The sequence below is a fragment of the Mesorhizobium kowhaii genome, from assembly GCF_003253745.1.
GTDB lineage: Bacteria > Pseudomonadota > Alphaproteobacteria > Rhizobiales > Rhizobiaceae > Mesorhizobium > Mesorhizobium kowhaii.
In genome coordinates this window covers 81,017-99,735 of record NZ_MZXV01000027.1, presented here as the reverse complement: position 1 = coordinate 99,735, position 18,719 = coordinate 81,017, and the positions used below count along the sequence as shown (strand labels likewise).

The window sequence follows — 18,719 nt, the reverse complement described above, 5'->3', positions numbered from 1 at the left end:
TTGTTGAGGTTGCACAGTTGGGGGGCGTTTTGAGAACCGGCGTCATAGGTAAATTGAAAGTCGGGCGTACCACCAACGCATTGCTCGCATTTGCATTGGTCGGCCTGCTTTTCGGCTGTGCGTCCCGCCCGACGAATGTCTTGTTGCCGGTGGCCGATACGTCGCCTTCATCCAGCAAGGTGGAGATGCTGGTGGCAACGACGCGCGCTCGCTCCGCCAATCCGGCCGAGATGTATACGGGCGAGCGCGGAAGCGCTCCCTCTTTTGCGGACATTACGGTGTCGATCCCGCCGGCGTCGGTACGCAAGGTCGGCGAGGTCGCCTGGCCCAAGAAGCTGCCCTCAAACCCGGCAACTGATTTCGCGGTTGTGAAAGCCGAGGAATTAACACGGGATGGCGCGAAGGAGTGGCTACACGCCTCTGTCAAGAAGAGCCCGGACCACAGCGTGCTGGTCTTCATCCATGGCTTCAACAACCGCTTCGAGGACTCCGTTTATCGCTTTGCGCAGATCGCAAAGGATACCGGTACCGACAGCGCTCCGATTTTGGTCACATGGCCTTCCCGAGGCAGTACGCTGGCCTATGGCTACGATCGCGAAAGCACCAACTACACGCGGGATGCGCTCGAGACGCTGTTCCAATACCTGGCGCACGATCCCGAAGTAAAAGAGGTTTCGATCCTCGCCCATTCGATGGGTAATTGGCTTGCCTTGGAATCCTTGCGCCAGATGGCTATCCGCAATGGCGGCCTGCCGGCGAAGTTCAAGAACGTCATGCTGGCCGCGCCGGACGTCGATGTCGACGTGTTTCGCACGCAGATTGCCGACATGGGCAAACAGCACCCGCAGTTCACCCTCTTTGTCTCGCAGGACGATCGCGCGCTCAAGGTTTCGCGACGGGTCTGGGGCAACATCCCCCGGCTCGGATCGATTGATCCGGAACAAGCTCCATACAAGGAAGAACTCGCGAGCAACAATGTGGTCGTCATCGATCTGACGAAAGTCAAATCCGGCGACAGTTTGAACCACGGCAAGTTCGCGTCGTCACCGCAAATCGTGCAGCTGATCGGAACGCGGATGGCCGGCGGCCAGAGCCTGACCGACAGCAGGGTGGGCCTTGGCGACACGATCGTGCAGGCGACGACCGGCGCGGCGGCAGCGGCTGGCAGTGCTGCAGGGTTGGTGATTTCGGCACCCGTTGCAATGGTCGATCAGAACACCAGGGAAAACTACGGCAATGAGGTCGAGAGTTTGACCGGCTCGCAAAGCAGTAAGAAAACGAATGCTGGCAGCAAGAATTGCAACCTGCCCGTGGCACCCACAAAAGGGTGCAAGAAATAGCGTTTCAACGAAGTCAAGGCGGGAGCGAAGCTTATTGATGCCCCATCTCGAAGTTGCGTTGAACGTTCCGTGAGAATGGCATTCAGTGGGCGGAGAGCGAGCCCCACGCCTGAAGCGACGCCTCTGCTGGTCCCGTCTGGCTGGAAGGGGAAATGAATGCATCGCATCGCTCGGACATCGCTCGCCATCATCCTGTCACTAGCCGTTGCAATTTTGACTGCCTGGACCGGATTTGCCATATGGTATCGCCTGCCCTCGGCAGAGCTTGGTCGGGTTGTGGCCTGCGCCCTTTTCATCTTATTCGGCATCGGCACCGTCATTGCCCTCTTCAGCCGTTTTCGCTTCAGGGCGTTCGTCCTGTTTCTCGCTGCGTTCGCTGCGGTTCTGGTTTGGTGGAGCACCATCAAGCCTTTGGGCGACGCCGACTGGGCGCCAGATGTGGCCCGTCAGGTAACCGGCACTCGCGACGGAAACCTGTTGACGCTGAAAGACGTGCGCGACTTCGAATGGCGCAGCGACACCGATTTCACCGAACGTTGGACAACCCGGACCTACGACCTTTCCACCCTTCAGACCGCCGACCTCTTCATGTCCTATTGGGCTGGACCGGAAATGGCCCATGTCATCATGAGCTTTGGCTTCTCCGGTGGTGAATATCTTGCCTGGTCCATTGAGGTGCGGCGTCGTGTCGGTGGCGAGTTTTCGCCCATAGCGGACCTGTTCAAGAGCAATCCCCTGGTCATTATCGCTGCCGACGAGCGAGACGTGGTCGGCGTCAGGTCAAATGTTCGGGGGGAGGACGTCCAGATCTATCGCCTGAAAGCGGCGCCTGACGCGGCCCGGGCGCTTCTGCTGGAATACGTCTCGGACGCAAATGCGCTTTCCACGAAGCCTGCATTCTACAATTCCATCACGACGAACTGCACGACGACGATCGTCAAGATGATGCGAGCGGTCGGCGACGCCGTTCCCCTCGACTGGCGCCTCATCGTCAACGGCTATCTTCCCGAATACGCGTACGACCGGGGTGCGCTCGACACCCGCTTGCCATTGTCGACCTTGCGGGAGCTAGCACACATAGACGACCGTGCGCGGAAGTCAGGCCTGTCGCCGGATTTTTCGAGATTGATCCGGGTTGGTGTGCCGTCTCCTCGCCTTGGCTATTGATCTGGGAGGGGCTCGCAGGTGGGATCGAAGCGCCAAGGGGGTTTTCCGGTCTCGATGACCTGGCATTGGTGATAAGCTGGCCGAGCAGCGCAGTTGTTATCTTGCATCGCCGAAGACGTTCAGCCATTCGCCGAAGCGAGATTGGTGGCGATGAAGGAGGCGCTCGCAGAGCTTCGACGGGGGGATTGAGCCGATGGCCGCGGACCATGTTGAATTCTCGGAACTTGCAACTTTGATCATTGGTCTGATCGCGCTGGTCGCGGGGACCCGCATCCGTCAAATGGTTCCAGCGCTGAAACGCATCGACATGCCCAATGCCGTGATCGGTGCCATGATAGTGGCGCTGCTGGTTCTCCTTGCTCAGGTCATGTTCGGAACCGAGGTCGCCTTCGGCACAAAGCTCCGCGATCTTCTGTTGCTTGTCTTCTTCACGACGATCGGCCTGTCGGCGAAGTTGAAGGCGCTGCGAGCCGGCGGCCGTCCGTTGGTCATCCTCTGCGCGGTGACAGTGCTTTTGCTGGTCTGCCAGAATCTGGTTGGCATCGGTGTCGCTACGGCTTGGGGTGCACACCCCTTCTACGGGCTCCTTGCCGGGAGCCTTTCCTTCGTCGGTGGGCCAGGGACGGCACTTGCCTGGGCGAAGGAGGCGGAGGCCGTCGGGCTTCAGAACGCGCAAGCGGTCGGAGCAGGAGCGGCGACTCTTGCGGTCATCACCGGCGCGCTGGTGTCGGGACCCATTACCGGCTGGCTGATCGGGCGTCACAAACTCTCTCCGGTTGCGCCACCGCAGACGGAGGTCTCCTTCGCCGAGCCGCAAAAGGAGGCGCCGGCAACAGTTCAGGAGGATCGCGGGAACCTTGAGAGTATTCTGGCGACCATCCTGATTGTTGCGGTATCGGTCCTTCTTGGCGACAAGCTCAATAGCTGGGCCAAGGACGCAGGATTGTTGCTGCCTGGCTTCCTGTCGGCGATGCTCGCGGGAGTTTTCCTGACGAACCTTGTTGACTGGACACGCATCCGGCTGGACTTCGAGCCGATTCAAAAGGGCGGCGAGGTCGCTCTGAACCTGTTTCTGGTGCTCAGCCTCATGAGCACAAAGCTGATTACCGTTGCCGCTATCCTCGGACCACTTTTCGTCAACGTACTGCTGCAGATCATCGTCATCGTGGCGATTGCCTATTTCGTTCTATTCCGGTTGCTGGGCCGGGACTATGAGGCAGCGGTTACGGTCGGTGGTTTCCTCGGCTTCGGGATATCTTCGATGCCCGTCGCGATGGCGACCATGGATGAGGTGGCGCGCCGTTACGGTCCAGCCCCGAAGGCGTTCTTGCTGATCACCCTGGCCGGATCGTTCTTCGTCGATCTTGCCAATGCTCTCGTTGCGAAGGCATTCCTGGCGTTGCCACTTTTCGACATGAAGGCACTGGGCATCGCTGGGCACTGATTTCCGACAAATGCGGTCGAACGAGCGGCAACCTGTCGACTGGCGTAGCGACGCCCGCTAGCCGCCGTAAAGCGGACTCGCTATGCTTATTGCAAGTTCTGTCGGCCTCATAGGCAGCGGCGATCTTCGCGCGGTTCAAAAGCAACAGGTGAATGCGCATTGGGCGCAGCTGGTTTGCTGCTCGTTCAGAGCGAACAACTCGCCCAGCGGATCAATTTGCAGCTAGCGCTGGGCGGCAGTATTCAGACGCAACCGCAGTCCACCGCAGAGACCCCGCCATGAATTATACTGCCACTACCGATGCGACTGGTCGATCGGATAACGCCGCTGCTGACACGCATCGGAAGGCGCTGGAGGTCAATCTCGACGCAACGAGTTTCGGCTCGTTCGCCGAGATCGGCGCGGGTCAAGAAGTGGCGCGATGGTTTCTGCGCGTTGGCGCCGCGTCTGGCACGGTGGCCAAGACCGTCTCAGCCTACGACAAGGAAGTGAGCGATGACCTTTACGGCTCCGGAACACGCTACGTGTCCAGGCCGCGGCTTGAGACGATGCTCGATTGTGAATGGAAATCGCTTGTGCAACAGATCGGTGACACGCGCGGCAAAGATACGCGCTTGTTTGCGTTCGCCGATACCATCGCCGCCCGCAACTTTGCGGGCACCAACGATTGCCACGGCTGGATCGGCGTCCGCTTTCAGGATCACCCGCGGGCTGAGGCGAGCGACATTCTGCTGCACGTAAACCTTCGCAATAATGCCAACCTGCTTCAGCAGGAGGCGGTGGGCATTCTCGGTGTGAACCTGCTGCATGCGCTGCTGAATGAGCGGGCAGCCCCCGGTGATTTGCCTGCGAGGATGTTCGACAACCTTGCAAATGATCGCCTCGAAATTGATCAGATCGTGATGCGAGGCCGCGCGTTCGCGGGTTGCGACATGCGCGAACTGCACATGGCCTTGGCACGCGACGGTCAGGCTGAGGCGGTGATGCTGGACGGTGACGGTGCGGCCGTCGCCGCCAACGAATTTCTGTATAAGAAGGCTGTGGTTATTATACCCCTTGCAAGCGACCCGCGTGACGGCCTTTCTGCCAAGGCGGTTGCTGAGTGTCTGGAAACGCTCCGCCGTGAGGTCGCGGGCAGTCCTGAGGTGAAGGACGTCATCGATGTACGCCTGACGGTCGTCGATTCCAATGCGCCGCTTCCTGCAATGGGCAAGGGCGCAGCGATGATGACGCAGCATCGCCAGTTGTACCGCACCACCGCATTCGTGCGTCGCTATACGCAGGCTCCGTTGCGTTTTGCCGTGCCGCTGCCTGCGTTGATACGGATTTTCGACGATGTGAGATACCAGCACCTGGAAGGCCGCCTGCTCGAGGGTATCGCGCGGCTTTTCGGCTCCAACGTACGTGTACTGGCCTATCCCTGCCCTCGCGAGGAGTTGCTTCCCCTGCTCGAAACTGAGTTGGGACGCGGATGGGAGGTTGACGGTAGCCGGCAATGGATAACTGCCGATCAGTTGCGCCCCGCATCCCCTCTACTGCATCTTTATGAATATCTGCTGGCCAGTGGCTTCCTGGTTGCGATACCTCCCAGCTAGCGATGGTATGTCGCGCAAACTTCTCAACACTCCTCGCTCCGCTACGATGAAACACTACCGTCGAATGGGCCGTTGTCGTTTGGCAGCGTACTGCTTACCGTGAGGCCGTTCGAATAGAGAGCTGGGTGAGATGTTGGTATTCTTCCTCTGGTCGACGAAAAGCCCGCTTGCGACGCGGGAAACTGCTAAGGTATGCCTCCGAAACAAGCGGGGCAACCGAGTATGGAACGCCGGCTTACCGCCATCCTTGCCGCCGACGTGGTCCGCTATTCCAGGCTGATGGGGCTTGACGAAGCCGGCACGCTGTCGGCGCTCAAGACGCATCGGCGCGAGATGGCCGACGGCAAGATCGCCGAATACCAGGGCCGCATCGTCAAGCTCACCGGCGACGGCATGCTTGTCGAGTTCCCGAGCGTGGTGAACGCAGTGGCGTGCGCCGCTGACATCCAGCGCCGGATGCGCGAGCGCAATGTCGACGTGCCGGAGGAGCGCCGCATCGAATTCCGCATCGGCGTCCATCTCGGTGACATCATCTTCGAGGACAACGACATCTATGGCGACGGCGTCAACATCGCGGCGCGCATCGAAAGCATCGCCAAGCCCGGCGGCGTCGCGGTGTCCGGCTCGGTCCGCGACAATGTCGGCAACCGGCTCGATCTCTCCTTCGAGGACACCGGCGAGCAGACGCTGAAGAACATCGACCGGCCGGTTCGAGTCTACAATATCGACCTCTTCGCCGGCGCTCCGCCGCCGCGCGTGACGAACGGCGCGGCGTCGCCCAAGCCAGCGCCGGCGAAGGAAAAACCGTCGATCGCTGTGCTGCCGTTCAACAACATGAGTGGCGACCCGGAGCAGGAGTATTTCTCCGACGGCATCACCGAAGACATCATCACCGATCTCTCGAAAATCTCCGGCCTGTCGGTGATCGCCCGCAATTCGGTGTTCACCTACAAGGGCAAGTCGGTCGACGTGCAGGAGGTCAGCCGGCGCTTCAATGTCGCAACGGTGCTTGAAGGCAGCGTCCGCAAGGCCGGCCAGCGCGTGCGCATCACCGCGCAGCTGATCGACAGCAAGGACGGCACGCATCTGTGGGCCGATCGTTACGACCGCGACCTGACTGACATCTTCGCGATTCAGGACGAGATCACAAAAACGATCGTCGACCAGCTCAAGGTCAGGCTGCTGCCGGAAGAAAAGAAGGCGATCGAGGCGTCGCCGACCGAGAGTGTCGAGGCTTACACCTACTATCTGAGAGGCCGTGAGTTTTTCCACCGCGGCACAAAGCTGAACTACCGGCTCGCCAGACGGATGTTCACGATGGCGATCGAGCTCGACCCGCTCTATGCGCGCGCCTATGCCGGCAGCGCCGATTGCGACTCCTTCCTGTTCCTCGACTACAGCGAGGAGGTGTCGCTCGACGGCATACTGGCCAACGCCGCCAAGGCGCTCGAGATCGAAAGCGGACTGGCCGAAGCGCATGCCTCGCGCGGACTGGCCCTCTCGGTCGGCCAGCGGTACGACGAAGCGGACCGAGAATTCGAGCAGGCGATCGCGGGCAATCCCAACCTGTTCGAAGCCCACTATTTCTACGCCCGCAGCTGTTATGCGCGGGGAAAGCTCGAAAAGGCCGCCGTCCACTGGGAGCGCGCCGCCGAGATAGACCCCAACGACTACCAATCCCTGCTTCTGCTGATTCAGATCTATCGCACGTTGGGACGACATGAGGAACAAGGGGAGACTGCTCGCAGGGGTGTTGAACGAGCCGAGCGCGAGTTTGCAAGGAATCCGGAAAATCCCCGGCCTGCCTACCTCGGCGCCAACGCGCTCGCCGGACTTGGCGAGGTCGATCGAGCGAAGGAGTGGGCCGCGCGCGCTTTCGCGATCGACCCCGACGATGTCCTGACCCAATACAACCTTGCCTGCTTCCACTGCTTCCTCGGTGATTTCGACCGGGTGTTCGACATGCTCGAAAGGGTGATGCCGCGCGCCAACCACGAAATGAAAGCGTGGGTTCTGCAAGACTCGGATTTTGATCCGCTGCACAGCCTTCCGCGCTGGCAGACGGTGCTGGAGCTTGCGAGATAGCAATGGAACGCCGGCTTACCGCCATCCTTGCCGCCGACGTGGTCGGCTATTCCAGGCTGATGGGGCTTGACGAAGCCGGCACGCTGTCGGCGCTCAAGACGCATCGGCGCGAGATGGCCGACGGCAAGATCGCCGAACACCAGGGCCGCATCGTCAAGCTCACCGGCGACGGCATGCTTGTCGAGTTCCCGTCAGGCAGAAATGGCAAAAAAGTACGGCGTCAATCCGCTAAGCTATTGAAAACGTGGTGATCCCGACAGGAATCGAACCTGTGACCTACAGATTAGGAATCTGCCGCTCTATCCTACTGAGCTACGGGACCACGCGGCCAGACACATAGCCGCTTCGGATCGTTTCGCCAAGAGGCTGGCCGAACGCAATTCGGCCAGCCCTTTGCGCGACATGCATCAGGCGGCGAGTGCTGTTTCCGCCAGTCTCACCCAATAGCTCATGCCGTGCGGGATGACCTCGTCGTTGAAGTCGTAGGCCGGGTGGTGGAGACCGGCGGTGTCGCCATTGCCGATGAAGATGAAGGCGCCGGGGCGGGCTTCCAGCATGTAGGAGAAATCCTCGCCGCCCATCACCGGCTGGATGCCACGGTGGACATGGGCATCGCCGGCGACACCAGCCGCGACATCGCTGGCAAACACCGTCTCTTCCGCGTGGTTGAAGGTGACGGGGTAATTCGCCTGATAGTCGACCTCGATCTTGGCGCCGAACGCGGTCGCCAGCCCGTCGCAGATGGTGCGGATGCGCTCTTCGGACTTTTTGGCGATTTCCTTGCGCAAGGTGCGCACGGTGCCGGCGATTTCCGCCGTTTCCGGGATGATGTTATAGGCATCGCCGGCGTGGAATTTGGTCACCGACACCACCACGGCCTCGACCGGATCGGTGCTGCGCGAGGCGATCGTCTGCAACGCGCCGACCAGCTGGCTGGTGATGACGATCGGGTCGATCGTGCCGTGCGGCATTGCCGCATGGCCGCCCTTGCCGCGCACGGTGATGGTGAACTCGGCCGTCGCCGCCATGATCGGGCCCGGGCGGATGGCGAACTGCCCGACAGGCAGGCCCGGCATGTTGTGCATGCCGAACACCCTGGAGATGTCGAAACGTTCCATCATGCCGTCCTTGACCATCTCGTTGCCGCCGCCACCACCTTCCTCGGCCGGCTGGAAGATCACCGCCACCGAGCCGGTGAAATTGCGCGTCTCGGCGAGATATTTCGCGGCACCCAAAAGCATCGCCGTGTGGCCGTCATGACCGCAGGCATGCATCTTGCCGGGGTTGGTCGAGGCATAGGGCTTGCCGGTGATCTCGTTGAGCGGCAGCGCGTCCATGTCGGCGCGCAGCCCGATGGTGGGGCCTTCGCCCTGGCGGCCGCGGATGATGCCAACGACGCCGGTCTTGCCGAGGCCGGTCACCACGTCGTCGCAACCGAAGGCTTTCAGCTTGTCGGTGACGAAGGCAGCGGTCTTGAAGACATCGAAGTTCAGTTCTGGCGTCTGGTGCAGATGCTGGCGCCAGCCGGCAACTTCGTCCTGCATTTCGGCGGCACGGTTCAGGATTGGCATGATGGTTCCATCTCGCTGTTGGGACAGGCGGGTGTTGTCCGCTGCCTTGCAATTGTGATCGTCAGGCACTTTGCCATGTTGGCGTCACATAGAGTAAATAGCACCGCAACGATGCAGTCCGGTTTTTGAGGGTCGGACTCATCATGCTGGCGGTCGCGTAACGAAATCTTACGGAGCCAGGGGCGACTACGGCAAGAGGCGATTTCGGATTTGATCATGCGGCACAGGCATTTCCTCAAACTATTCTCGGCTGGCGCAATCGCGCTGTCGGTCCTGGCCGGGTCGGCGCTGGCCAATCCGGTCGTTGTGTTCGACCTCAACAATGGCAAGATCCTGCAGCATCAGGACGCGTTCAAGCGCTGGTATCCGGCGTCCCTGAGCAAGCTGATGACCGCTTATGTGACATTCCGGGCGATCGCGGCCGGCGAGGTCCAGCTTGATTCGCCGATCAAGGTGACCAAACACTCCGCCGCCGAGCCGCCAAGCAAGATGGGCTTCAAGCCGGGCTCGGTGATGCGGCTCGACAACGCGCTGAAGATGATGCTGGTCAAGTCGGCCAATGACATCGCCATGGCTGTCGGCGAGAATGTCGGCGGCTCGCAGGCAGCCTTCGCCGAACGGATGAACGCCGAGGCGACTCGCCTCGGCATGAACGGCACGCATTTCGTCAATCCGAACGGGCTCTATTCGCCGGACCAGTATACGACGGCGCGCGACCTCGCCGTGCTGGTGATGGCGATCCGGCGCGAATTTCCGCAATATGCGCCGTGGTTCTCGATCGAGGGGCTTGCGGTCGGCAAGAAGGCGATCGCGAACTACAATCTGCTGATCGGCCGGTATCCTGGCGCCGACGGCATGAAGACGGGCTTCGTCTGCCCCTCCGGCTTCAACATGATCGGCTCGGCGACCCGCAACGGGCGCACGCTGGTGGCGGTCGTGCTGGGCGAGAAGTCGGCAATCACCCGTGCCGAGGCCGCAGCGAAATTGCTCGACCAGGGTTTTGACACGCCCGCCGTGGGCTCGGCCACCATCGCCACGCTGGCGCCCTACGGCGACACTGTCTCGCCCAACGACATGCAGGACGAGATCTGCAAGAAGAAGGCGCCGGCGGAGCGGTCCGAGGCACCGCCCGCCGCCGCTGCCGCCAAGGATGTGCCGAAATCGCCCTACCAGGAAAAGCTCGACCATGTGCCGACGCTGGTTGCCGTCGGCCTCGGCGGCGCCACCGGTCCGGCGCCGAAGGCCATGCTCGACCAGGGCGGCCAGGAATATGCCGACGTGCCGATCCCGAGCTGGCGTCCCGACCAGCCGGCGCCGGCCGGCGCGGGTCCGGTCATTGCCGGTTCCGCCGCGCAAGGCGACCAGCCGGTCAAGGCTGCGAACTAGAGCATGATCCCGAAAAGTGGCATCCGGTTTTCGCCAGAGATCATGTTCGAACAAACAGGCGGAGCCCGATGAGCAGCTTTCCGATCCCTGTTTCCGTGCTGACCGGTTTCCTCGGCGCCGGCAAGACGACACTGCTCAACCGGCTGTTGAAGGATCCGGCGCTGGCCGACACGGCGGTCATCATCAACGAGTTCGGTGAAGTGGCGATCGACCATCTTCTGGTCGAGCAGGCCTCCGACGGCATCATTCAGCTGTCGGATGGCTGCCTGTGCTGCACGGTGCGCGGCGAACTGGTCGACACGCTGGCCGACCTGGTCGACCGGTTGCAGACCGGCCGCATAGCCCGTCTGGCCCGCGTCATCGTCGAGACCACGGGTCTCGCCGACCCGGCGCCGGTGCTGCAGTCGATCATGGCGCATCCGGCGCTGGTCCAGGCCTTCCGGCTCGACGGCGTCATCACGCTGGTCGATGCGGTCAATGGCAATGCGACCCTCGACGCGCATGTCGAAGCGGTCAAGCAGGTGGCGGTTGCCGACCGCATCGTGCTCAGCAAAGCCGATATGGTCACCGACCCGCATGAATTGGAAACGCTGCGGGTGCGCCTGCTGCAGATCAATCCGGGCGCCGATTTGCTTGATGCCGCCGACACGAAGACAGGCGTGGCGGCGCTGTTTGATTGCGGTCTCTACAATCCGGCGACCAAATCTGCCGATGTGCGGCGCTGGCTGGGCGAGGCGCATGATCATGATCATCATGACGGTCATGATCACGAGTATGACCACGGCCACCGCCACGATCAGCGCGTGCGCTCCTATTCGCTGGTCCATGACGGCCCGGTGCCGTTTTCGGCGATCGAGATGTTTCTCGACCTGTTGCGCTCGGCACATGGCGAGCATCTGCTGCGAATGAAGGGCGTCATCGAGCTCAGCGAAGACCCGTTGCGGCCATTGGTGATCCATGGTGTGCAGAAAATCCTGCATCCGCCAGTGCAATTGCCGTCCTGGCCGGATGGCCAGCGCGGCACACGGCTGGTGCTGATCACGCTCGACATGCCTGAAGACTATGTGCGCCGGCTGTTCGCCGCCTTCACCAATCGGCCGTCGATCGACACGCCCGACCGCGCGGCGCTGGAAAACAATCCGCTGGCGATCGCCGGACGGTAAACTCTACGATTGCTGCTCGCCGCGCTCGACCAGAAAACGATGACCGCCTGACACCGCCGCCGTTTCGACAAGACGGTGGCCGCTGTCGGAACAAAATGCCGGGATGTCGATGACGGCGAGTGGATCGGTGGTCTCAAGCCAAAGCCTGCTGCCCGCTTGCATCCCGGCCAGCCGTTTCTTTGCTTTCAGCACAGGCAAGGGGCAGTTCAGCCCCTTGAGATCGTAGACGCTCGCACGCTTGGAGTCCTTGTTTTCAAGCATGTCGTTGCCCCAAAACCGCTACGCACTTTTGGGTGACACGCATCGGCGAAAACCTCAGCCGCCGAACATGCCGAGCAGCTTGTTCTTCAGCCTGGTGACCCTGCTCTCGTCGGCGCTTGCCGCTTGCGTTTCAGCTTCAGGCGCGGCCTCCGTGGGGGCTGCGATGGTGGCGGTGGCGACAGGTGCTTCCTTGGCTGCCTTGGCCGCCTCTTTTTGGGCCTTGGCCGCTTCCTTCTCGGCCAGGGCCTGCGCCTTGGCGGCTTCCTTGGCCTGCTTGGCGGCCTCTATGGCGGCCAGCCTCTGCTCCTCGGCCTTCTGCTTGGCGGCCTTTTCGGCGTCGAGTGCCGCCATCTTGCGGCCGGCCGGCGAATCGATGCGGCCCATGCGCGCCGTCTCGGTCACCGAGCCGTCGTTATTGAGCGACGGCGGGTCGATCGGCACGCGCTCGCCGCGCGCCCGGCGCTTGGACCAGTCGGAGACGATGCTGGCTTCCTTGATGCCGGCGATGGTTGGCTTCGGCGGGGGCACGCTGGCCTTGAGCGCGCCGTTGAACGCCGCGTCGTAGGTGCTCTGATAGGCGTTGTAGGCGCTCTTCAGCGAATCAGGCTGCGTGGTCGCCGGGCAGGCGCCGGTCGGATCAAATGTCTGGCCGTCGGCGGCAACCTGGTTGAAGACATAGCGCTTCTCGCAGACGTCGACCTTCGGCGGCACCTTGGTGACCTCGAAATTGTCGTAGCCAACCTTCAGCATCTTCCAGAACTCATAGTTCGGGTCGTTGCGGTAGCGCGCCATGTTGGCGGCGGTCATGCGGAACGGAAAAGCCTGGATCTGGAATTCGGTCTGGCCACCCTGAAAGGCGTCGCGGCCGAAGGCATAGATCTGCTCGATCTGCGCATCGGTCATCGAATAGCAGCCCGACGACGAACAGGCGCCGTGCACCATCAGATTGGCACCGGTGCGGCCATTGGCGCGGTCATAGGCGTTGGGAAAGCCGATGTTGAAGGACAGATGGTAGTTCGAGCGCGGGTTCATCTGCGCCGGACGCACCGTATAAAAACCTTCCGGCGCCTGGCGGTCGCCTTCGGTGTATTTCGGTCCGAGCTTGCCCGACCATTTGCAGATGTCGTAGCTCGCCACCATGTCGTAGCGGCCGTTGGTCTTGGCCTTCCAGATTTCGAGCTTGCCCTCTTCCTTGAAGATGCGGGCCATCACTGACGAGGTGCGGACCATGCCCTTGGCCCTCATGTCGGCGAGGATCTTGTCGGGCAGCGGCTTGTTGGCCTCCGGGGCAAAATCCTTCATCGACGAATCGTTGCAGCCAGCAACGCCGAGGGCAGCGATCAGGATTCCGGTGCGGGCAAGCTTGGCGAACATGGCTACGGATATCGTCTTTTTCTCTGGCGCCAAGGCAATTCATGCCACGGCTACTGCACTGAACGTGTACGGACACTAAGCCCGTTAACCTTGAAAATTCCTTACCGCAAGTGCCGACGCGTCCCCTTGCGTCAGTCTCATTGAGCCGAATGCAGCGGCATTTTTGTGGCAAAAATGCTCCGCGCCGCCACATTGCGGTGGCGGGACATGGTTTAGAGGCTGCGACCCATTGCCAGGTATTTCTCGCGGCGCTGCTCGCGGAAGTCGGTATTGGCGCCGGAAAACTCCTTCATCGTCTTGGCGATGAGGTCGCCGGTCGCGGCAATCACGGTTTCAGCGCCACGATGCGCGCCGCCCAGCGGCTCGGGGATGATGGCGTCGATGATCTTCAGCTCCAGAAGATCCTGCGCGGTGATCTTCATGTTGGTCGCCGCGTCCTTCGATCGTGTCGTGTCGCGCCACAGGATCGAAGCGGCGCCCTCCGGCGAGATCACCGAATAGATGGCGTGTTCGAGCATGTAGACGCGGTTGGCGGTGGCAATCGCAATGGCGCCGCCCGAGCCGCCTTCGCCGATAACCACCGAGATCGACGGCACTTTCAGGCCAAGGCAGGCCGAGGTCGAGCGGGCAATCGCTTCCGCCTGGCCGCGTTCCTCCGCCCCGACGCCGGGATAGGCGCCGGCGGTGTCGACCAGCGTCAGCAGCGGGATATTGAAGCGGTCGGCGAGTTCCATCAGCCGCACCGCCTTGCGATAGCCTTCCGGTCGCACCGAGCCGAAATTGTGCTTCAGCCGGCTGGTCGTGTCGGAGCCCTTTTCCTGGCCGATGATGGCCACGGGCTCGCCGCGGAAGCGGGCGAAACCGCCGACGATCGCCTGGTCCTCGCCGAAATTGCGGTCACCGGCCAGCGGCGTGAAATCGTTGAACAGGCCCTTGATGTAGTCGACGCAATGCGGCCTGTCGGGATGGCGCGCCACCTGCACCTTCTGCCACGGCGTCAGCGCCTTGTAGGCGTCGCGCAGCGCATCGCGGGAGCGCTTCTCGAGACGGCTGATCTCGTCGCCGACATCGACCGCCTCGCCATTCTCGGCAAGCTTCTTCAGCTCGAGGATCTTGCCCTCGAGGTCCTGCACAGGCTTTTCGAAATCGAGGTAATTGTACATGCGTGAGCGGACCGATACGTCGGAAGGCGAGGAACGGCAGAACCCTGAAATCCAAGGCTCCGGGCGGTGGAATGTCGTCCTCACATAGCGATATGAGGCCTAGTCGGCAAGCGGATGATGATCGTTGACCAGCCGCACCAGCCGCTCTTCCAGCACATGCGTGTAAATCTGTGTCGTCGATATGTCGGCATGGCCGAGCAACTGCTGCACGGCCCTGAGATCGGCGCCGTTCTGCAGGAGATGGCTGGCGAAAGCATGGCGCAGCACATGCGGCGAGATCTTCGCCGAGGCGATGCCGGCCCTTGCCGCCAGTCCTTTCAGGTCGCGGGCAAAGACCTGGCGCGAGAGATAGCCGCTGTCGGAGGCGGCCGGAAACAGAAACGGACTGTCGGCGAAGGCCGGCACCTTGGCGCGGGCGGCAAGCCAGCTCCGCATCGCCGTACGCGCCTTGGTCGACAGCGGCACCATGCGCTCCTTGTCACCCTTGCCGCGCACCATGAAGAAGCGGTCGTCGCGCTGCGCCACCGTCACCGGCAGGCCGACCAGTTCGGAAACGCGCAGGCCGGTGGCATAAAGCACCTCGACCAGCGCATGTAGGCGCAGCGCCGCCAGCCACTCGCTGTTGCCAAGCGCGGCATCGTTGCCGAGCCTGGGATCGCCGGCCTCAAGTGCTGCGCGGTCGATCAGCCGGCCGGTGTCGGCCTCGCTCATCGTCTTCGGCAGCGGGCGGCCCTTTTTCGGGCTGTCCAGCGTGCCGGTCGGGTCATCTGCGCGTAGGCCCTCGGCGTAGAGGAATTTGAAGAACTGGCGGATGGCCGACAGTTTGCGCGCCTGCGACGTCGCGGCAAAGCCGCGCGCGGCGATGTCGTCCAGATAGGCGCGGATATCGGCGGCGGCGGCACTGGCAAGCGCGCCACCGATCGCGTCCGAAGCGTCTTCGAGGTCACGGCGATAGGAGGACAGCGTGTTCTCGGCGGCACCCCGCTCGGCGCTCATCATTTCCAGGAAGGCTTCGATGCGGGCGGCGCTGTTCATTCGGGGTTTTTCTTGGCGGGCTTTTTCTTGGCAGGGCTTTTCCTGGCAGCGATCAGCTTTTCTTGGGGTTGAGCTTTTCGGGAGGGATGCGCACGCTCATTTCAGCCTTCTTGGGCTCGACGAACATCACCAGCGCGAACATCGTACCATAGGCAATGCCGACCAGAATCGCGAGGATCACGACAAAGCGAAACAGTGTCGGCATCAATTTTCGCCCGTCTTCTTGTTCTGCGTTTCCAAACCCTGTGCCCTTATGGGACGCCATTCCGGCCAATTCAAGGAAGAAGCTGAGGTTTGTGAGCAACTTCTGATGCAGTCCGGCCAGCCCATATCGGGCTCAGGCTGCTCGCCACGCTTGACGCAAACGGGCTTTTCATGTCGATACGCCGGCAAAGAGGACCCTCGAAGTATCTGATGAACGCGCTGCCAGCAAATCCTCCAGACGAGAACCACGCCGCGCTGCTTGGCCGGCTGGGCAGCCGTTCCGTCGTCTTTGTCGGGTTGATGGGCGCCGGCAAGACGGCGATCGGCCGCAAGGTGGCGACGATGCTGGCGCTGCCCTTCATCGACAGCGACCAGGAGATCGAAAGCGTCTCGCGCATGACCGTTCCGGAGCTGTTCGAGCGGTATGGCGAGACCGAGTTCAGGGCTCTGGAGCAACGCGTCATCCTGCGCGTGCTGGAGAACGGCCCGCAGGTGCTGTCGACCGGCGGCGGCGCCTTCATGAACGCGCAGACGCGCGAGGCCATCGCAGGCCATGGCGTGTCGGTGTGGCTGAAGGCCGAGATCGACCTTTTGATGGACCGCGTCTCCAAGAAGCAGAACCGCCCGCTCCTGAAAAGTGCCGACCCCCGCGCCGTGCTCGAGCGGCTGATGGGCGAGCGCTATCCGGTCTACGCGACATCCGACGTCACCGTGCCGACCCGCGACGACCGCAAGGAGGTCATCGCGACCGAGGTGGTGGATGCGCTTTGCCGGCATTTCGGCATTGATGAGACTGCCCCTACAGGCGAGGTACGATCGTGAGCGCAGATCAGCCAGTCACGGTCGAAGTCGGCCTTGGCGACCGGGCCTACGACATCCTGATCGGCTCCGGTCTGTTGTCGCGCGCCGGTACCGAGATTTCGCGCCGCCTGCCGGGTACACGCGCCGCTGTCATCACCGACGCCAATGTCGCGGCAGCGCATCTCGATGCGCTGAAGGACGGTCTCGAAAAGAGCGACATCCAGCCCGCTGTCATCACACTGCCGCCCGGCGAGAAGACCAAGAGCTTCGCCCATCTCGAAGAGGTGGTCGACGGTGTGCTGGCCGCCAGGCTGGAACGCGGCGACATCGTCATCGCCTTTGGCGGCGGCGTCATCGGCGACCTTGCCGGCTTTGCCGCCGGCATCGTGCGCCGCGGCATGAATTTCGTGCAGATACCGACCTCATTGCTGGCGCAGGTCGATTCCTCGGTCGGCGGCAAGACCGGCATCAACAGTGCGCGCGGCAAGAACCTGGTCGGCGTCTTCCATCAGCCGAAGCTGGTGCTGGCCGATACCGAAGTGCTCGACACGCTGCCGATCCGCGAATTCCGAGCCGGCTATGCCGAGCTCGCCAAATATGGCCTCATCGACCGGCCGGCGTTTTTCGCCTGGCTGGAAGAGAACTGGGCCCGAGTGTTTGCCGGCGGGCCGGAGAGGGCGCAGGCCATTGCCGAAGCCTGCCGCGCCAAGGCCGATGTGGTCGCCCGCGACGAGTTCGAGACCGGCGACCGCGCGCTGCTCAATCTCGGCCACACTTTCGGCCACGCGCTGGAAGCCGCCACCCAGTATGGCGGAACCCGGCTCGTCCATGGCGAGGGTGTCGCCATCGGCATGGCGCTGGCGCACCGGTTCTCATCGCGGCTCAACCTCGCCAGCCCCGACGATGCGGCGCGCGTCGAGGCGCATCTGCGTGCCGTCGGCCTGCCGTGGCGGATGGCCGACATTCCTGGTGATTTGCCCGATGCCGAGGCGCTGCTTTCCTTCATCGCCCAGGACAAGAAGGTGTCGCGGGGTGCGCTGACTTTCATCCTGACGCGCGGCATCGGCCAGGCCTTCATCGCCAAGGACGTGCCGGCTTCGGAAGTGCTGTCGTTCCTGAAGGAGAGCCATCCGGGCGAGCAGGAAAGCCGGCCGGGCCAGCAGAAGAGCCGGCCGAGCCAGCAGAAGAGCCGGCCGAGATGACCAACGAGACCGGCTGGATCGTCGTTGCTGTCCTTGCCGTCCTCATTCTGCTGGCCGTTGCCTTGCGCACGCGCCTGCTTGCCGCTTTCGGCTATGAACTGTCGCGCATCGAGCCGCAGCGCTCGAGCCAGGACGAGTTGCGCGGCGCGGTCGACGATTTCCGCCGCGACGGCCAGGTGGTGCGCGAGGATCGCGATCGCGTCGGCGGCCTGTTCGATCTCGCCGAACTCGAAGTGTCCGACATCATGGTCCACCGCACCAACATGCGCTCGGTCAATGCCGACAATGCGCCGGAAGCGGTGGTGCGCGAGATCCTGCAGAGCCCGCACACCCGCATGCCGCTGTGGAAGGGCTCGCTCGACAACATTGTCGGCGTGCTGCACGCCAAGGACCTGTTGCGGGCGCTCAACGACGTCGGCAACGACTTTTCCAAGATCGACGTGATGAAGATCGCCTCGAAACCGTGGTTCGTGCCCGACACCACGACCTTGCAGGAACAGCTCAACGCCTTCCTGCGCCGCAAGGCGCATTTCGCCGTCGTCGTCGATGAATATGGCGAGGTCGAAGGGCTGGTGACGCTGGAGGACATCATCGAGGAGATCGTCGGCGAGATCGCCGACGAGCACGATGTCGACATCCAGGGCGTCAAGCAGGAGGCGGACGGTTCCGTCGTCGTCGACGGCACGGTGCCGATCCGTGACCTGAACCGGGCGCTCGACTGGAACCTGCCGGATGAGGAGGCGACCACCATTGCCGGCCTCGTCATTCACGAGACGCAGTCGATCCCCGAGGAAAAACAGGCTTTTACGTTCCACGGCAAACGCTTCGTCGTAATGAAGCGCGACAAGAACCGGATCGCCCGGCTGAGAATAAGGCCAGCCGGCGACGCTTAAAGCGTGTCGCGCTGAAACGAATTCACGCGACGTGC

16 protein-coding genes, 1 tRNA gene and 1 pseudogene are annotated in these 18,719 nt (G+C 62.3%); 11 read left to right on the top strand and 7 right to left on the bottom strand.

The window, feature by feature from the left end; genetic code table 11:
- Positions 1-53 precede the first annotated feature (53 nt).
- From B5V02_RS11505 to B5V02_RS11480, 6 genes and pseudogenes are all read left to right on the top strand, one after another.
- Positions 54-1,340, top strand: coding sequence for an alpha/beta hydrolase (locus B5V02_RS11505; RefSeq protein WP_425374389.1), 1,287 nt, complete (start codon positions 54-56; stop codon positions 1,338-1,340).
- A 156-nt stretch (positions 1,341-1,496) separates the two neighbouring features.
- The gene (locus B5V02_RS11500) at positions 1,497-2,507 is read left to right on the top strand and encodes an Lnb N-terminal periplasmic domain-containing protein (RefSeq protein ID WP_111544320.1); all 1,011 of its coding nucleotides are present in this window, start codon (positions 1,497-1,499) and stop codon (positions 2,505-2,507) included.
- Positions 2,508-2,700: 193 nt separating this feature from the next.
- The gene (gene gltS, locus B5V02_RS11495) at positions 2,701-3,951 is read left to right on the top strand and encodes a sodium/glutamate symporter (RefSeq protein WP_111544319.1); all 1,251 of its coding nucleotides are present in this window, start codon (positions 2,701-2,703) and stop codon (positions 3,949-3,951) included.
- 278 nt (positions 3,952-4,229) lie between these two features.
- Positions 4,230-5,546, top strand: coding sequence for a hypothetical protein (locus B5V02_RS11490; RefSeq protein WP_111544318.1), 1,317 nt, complete (start codon positions 4,230-4,232; stop codon positions 5,544-5,546).
- Between the two features lie 222 nt (positions 5,547-5,768).
- A complete protein-coding gene (locus tag B5V02_RS11485) occupies positions 5,769-7,631 on the top strand; it encodes a TPR end-of-group domain-containing protein (RefSeq protein ID WP_167458463.1) in 1,863 nt (620 codons plus the stop codon).
- A gap of 2 nt (positions 7,632-7,633) precedes the next feature.
- Positions 7,634-7,825: pseudogene (locus B5V02_RS11480) on the top strand (adenylate/guanylate cyclase domain-containing protein); the annotation flags it as partial.
- Between the two features lie 51 nt (positions 7,826-7,876).
- Here B5V02_RS11480 and B5V02_RS11475 read toward each other — a convergent pair.
- Both B5V02_RS11475 and B5V02_RS11470 read right to left on the bottom strand, forming a co-directional pair.
- A tRNA-Arg gene (locus B5V02_RS11475) sits at positions 7,877-7,953 on the bottom strand.
- Positions 7,954-8,038: 85 nt separating this feature from the next.
- The gene (locus B5V02_RS11470; RefSeq protein ID WP_111544526.1) at positions 8,039-9,202 is read right to left on the bottom strand and encodes a M20 aminoacylase family protein; all 1,164 of its coding nucleotides are present in this window, start codon (positions 9,200-9,202) and stop codon (positions 8,039-8,041) included.
- 216 nt (positions 9,203-9,418) lie between these two features.
- Between B5V02_RS11470 and B5V02_RS11465 the strand changes: the two genes are divergently transcribed.
- The gene (locus B5V02_RS11465) at positions 9,419-10,588 is read left to right on the top strand and encodes a D-alanyl-D-alanine carboxypeptidase family protein (RefSeq protein WP_111544316.1); all 1,170 of its coding nucleotides are present in this window, start codon (positions 9,419-9,421) and stop codon (positions 10,586-10,588) included.
- 68 nt (positions 10,589-10,656) lie between these two features.
- A complete protein-coding gene (locus B5V02_RS11460) occupies positions 10,657-11,751 on the top strand; it encodes a CobW family GTP-binding protein (RefSeq protein ID WP_111544315.1) in 1,095 nt (364 codons plus the stop codon).
- Between the two features lie 3 nt (positions 11,752-11,754).
- Here the strand turns inward: B5V02_RS11460 and B5V02_RS11455 are convergent, their stop codons facing one another.
- The 5 genes from B5V02_RS11455 to B5V02_RS11435 all read right to left on the bottom strand — a co-directional run bounded on the left by B5V02_RS11455 (position 11,755) and on the right by B5V02_RS11435 (position 15,789).
- Complete coding sequence (locus tag B5V02_RS11455) at positions 11,755-12,012, bottom strand: sulfurtransferase TusA family protein (protein WP_111544314.1); 258 nt, start codon at positions 12,010-12,012, stop codon at positions 11,755-11,757.
- 54 nt (positions 12,013-12,066) lie between these two features.
- Positions 12,067-13,386, bottom strand: a complete 1,320-nt coding sequence (locus tag B5V02_RS11450) for a L,D-transpeptidase family protein (RefSeq protein ID WP_111544313.1) — start codon at positions 13,384-13,386, stop codon at positions 12,067-12,069.
- Positions 13,387-13,598: 212 nt separating this feature from the next.
- Entirely contained in the window at positions 13,599-14,549 is a 951-nt protein-coding gene (locus B5V02_RS11445; protein ID WP_111544312.1) for an acetyl-CoA carboxylase carboxyltransferase subunit alpha, read from the bottom strand.
- A 99-nt stretch (positions 14,550-14,648) separates the two neighbouring features.
- Entirely contained in the window at positions 14,649-15,584 is a 936-nt protein-coding gene (locus B5V02_RS11440) for a site-specific tyrosine recombinase XerD (RefSeq protein WP_111544311.1), read from the bottom strand.
- 52 nt (positions 15,585-15,636) lie between these two features.
- The gene (locus tag B5V02_RS11435) at positions 15,637-15,789 is read right to left on the bottom strand and encodes a histidine kinase (protein ID WP_111544310.1); all 153 of its coding nucleotides are present in this window, start codon (positions 15,787-15,789) and stop codon (positions 15,637-15,639) included.
- 209 nt (positions 15,790-15,998) lie between these two features.
- On the opposite strand from B5V02_RS11435, the gene B5V02_RS11430 reads away from it, so the two are divergent.
- The 3 genes from B5V02_RS11430 to B5V02_RS11420 are packed head-to-tail and all read left to right on the top strand — an operon-like array spanning position 15,999 to position 18,684.
- Complete coding sequence (locus tag B5V02_RS11430) at positions 15,999-16,610, top strand: shikimate kinase (protein ID WP_111544309.1); 612 nt, start codon at positions 15,999-16,001, stop codon at positions 16,608-16,610.
- The gene (gene aroB / locus B5V02_RS11425; protein ID WP_111544308.1) at positions 16,607-17,791 is read left to right on the top strand and encodes a 3-dehydroquinate synthase; all 1,185 of its coding nucleotides are present in this window, start codon (positions 16,607-16,609) and stop codon (positions 17,789-17,791) included. Before B5V02_RS11430 ends, aroB begins: the two co-directional genes overlap by 4 nt.
- The gene (locus tag B5V02_RS11420) at positions 17,788-18,684 is read left to right on the top strand and encodes an HlyC/CorC family transporter (protein WP_111544307.1); all 897 of its coding nucleotides are present in this window, start codon (positions 17,788-17,790) and stop codon (positions 18,682-18,684) included. The genes aroB and B5V02_RS11420 overlap by 4 nt, the downstream gene beginning before the upstream one ends.
- Positions 18,685-18,719: the final 35 nt, after the last annotated feature.

Coding starts and splice junctions, on each gene's coding strand:
- B5V02_RS11500 (WP_111544320.1), top strand. CDS start 1,497: ATGCATCGCATCGCTCGGACATCGCTCGCCATCATCCTGTCACTAGCC.
- gltS (WP_111544319.1), top strand. CDS start 2,701: ATGGCCGCGGACCATGTTGAATTCTCGGAACTTGCAACTTTGATCATT.
- B5V02_RS11490 (WP_111544318.1), top strand. CDS start 4,230: ATGAATTATACTGCCACTACCGATGCGACTGGTCGATCGGATAACGCC.
- B5V02_RS11485 (WP_167458463.1), top strand. CDS start 5,769: ATGGAACGCCGGCTTACCGCCATCCTTGCCGCCGACGTGGTCCGCTAT.
- B5V02_RS11470 (WP_111544526.1), bottom strand. CDS start 9,202: ATGCCAATCCTGAACCGTGCCGCCGAAATGCAGGACGAAGTTGCCGGC.
- B5V02_RS11465 (WP_111544316.1), top strand. CDS start 9,419: ATGCGGCACAGGCATTTCCTCAAACTATTCTCGGCTGGCGCAATCGCG.
- B5V02_RS11460 (WP_111544315.1), top strand. CDS start 10,657: ATGAGCAGCTTTCCGATCCCTGTTTCCGTGCTGACCGGTTTCCTCGGC.
- B5V02_RS11455 (WP_111544314.1), bottom strand. CDS start 12,012: ATGCTTGAAAACAAGGACTCCAAGCGTGCGAGCGTCTACGATCTCAAG.
- B5V02_RS11450 (WP_111544313.1), bottom strand. CDS start 13,386: ATGTTCGCCAAGCTTGCCCGCACCGGAATCCTGATCGCTGCCCTCGGC.
- B5V02_RS11445 (WP_111544312.1), bottom strand. CDS start 14,549: ATGTACAATTACCTCGATTTCGAAAAGCCTGTGCAGGACCTCGAGGGC.
- B5V02_RS11440 (WP_111544311.1), bottom strand. CDS start 15,584: ATGAACAGCGCCGCCCGCATCGAAGCCTTCCTGGAAATGATGAGCGCC.
- B5V02_RS11435 (WP_111544310.1), bottom strand. CDS start 15,789: ATGCCGACACTGTTTCGCTTTGTCGTGATCCTCGCGATTCTGGTCGGC.
- B5V02_RS11430 (WP_111544309.1), top strand. CDS start 15,999: ATGAACGCGCTGCCAGCAAATCCTCCAGACGAGAACCACGCCGCGCTG.
- B5V02_RS11420 (WP_111544307.1), top strand. CDS start 17,788: ATGACCAACGAGACCGGCTGGATCGTCGTTGCTGTCCTTGCCGTCCTC.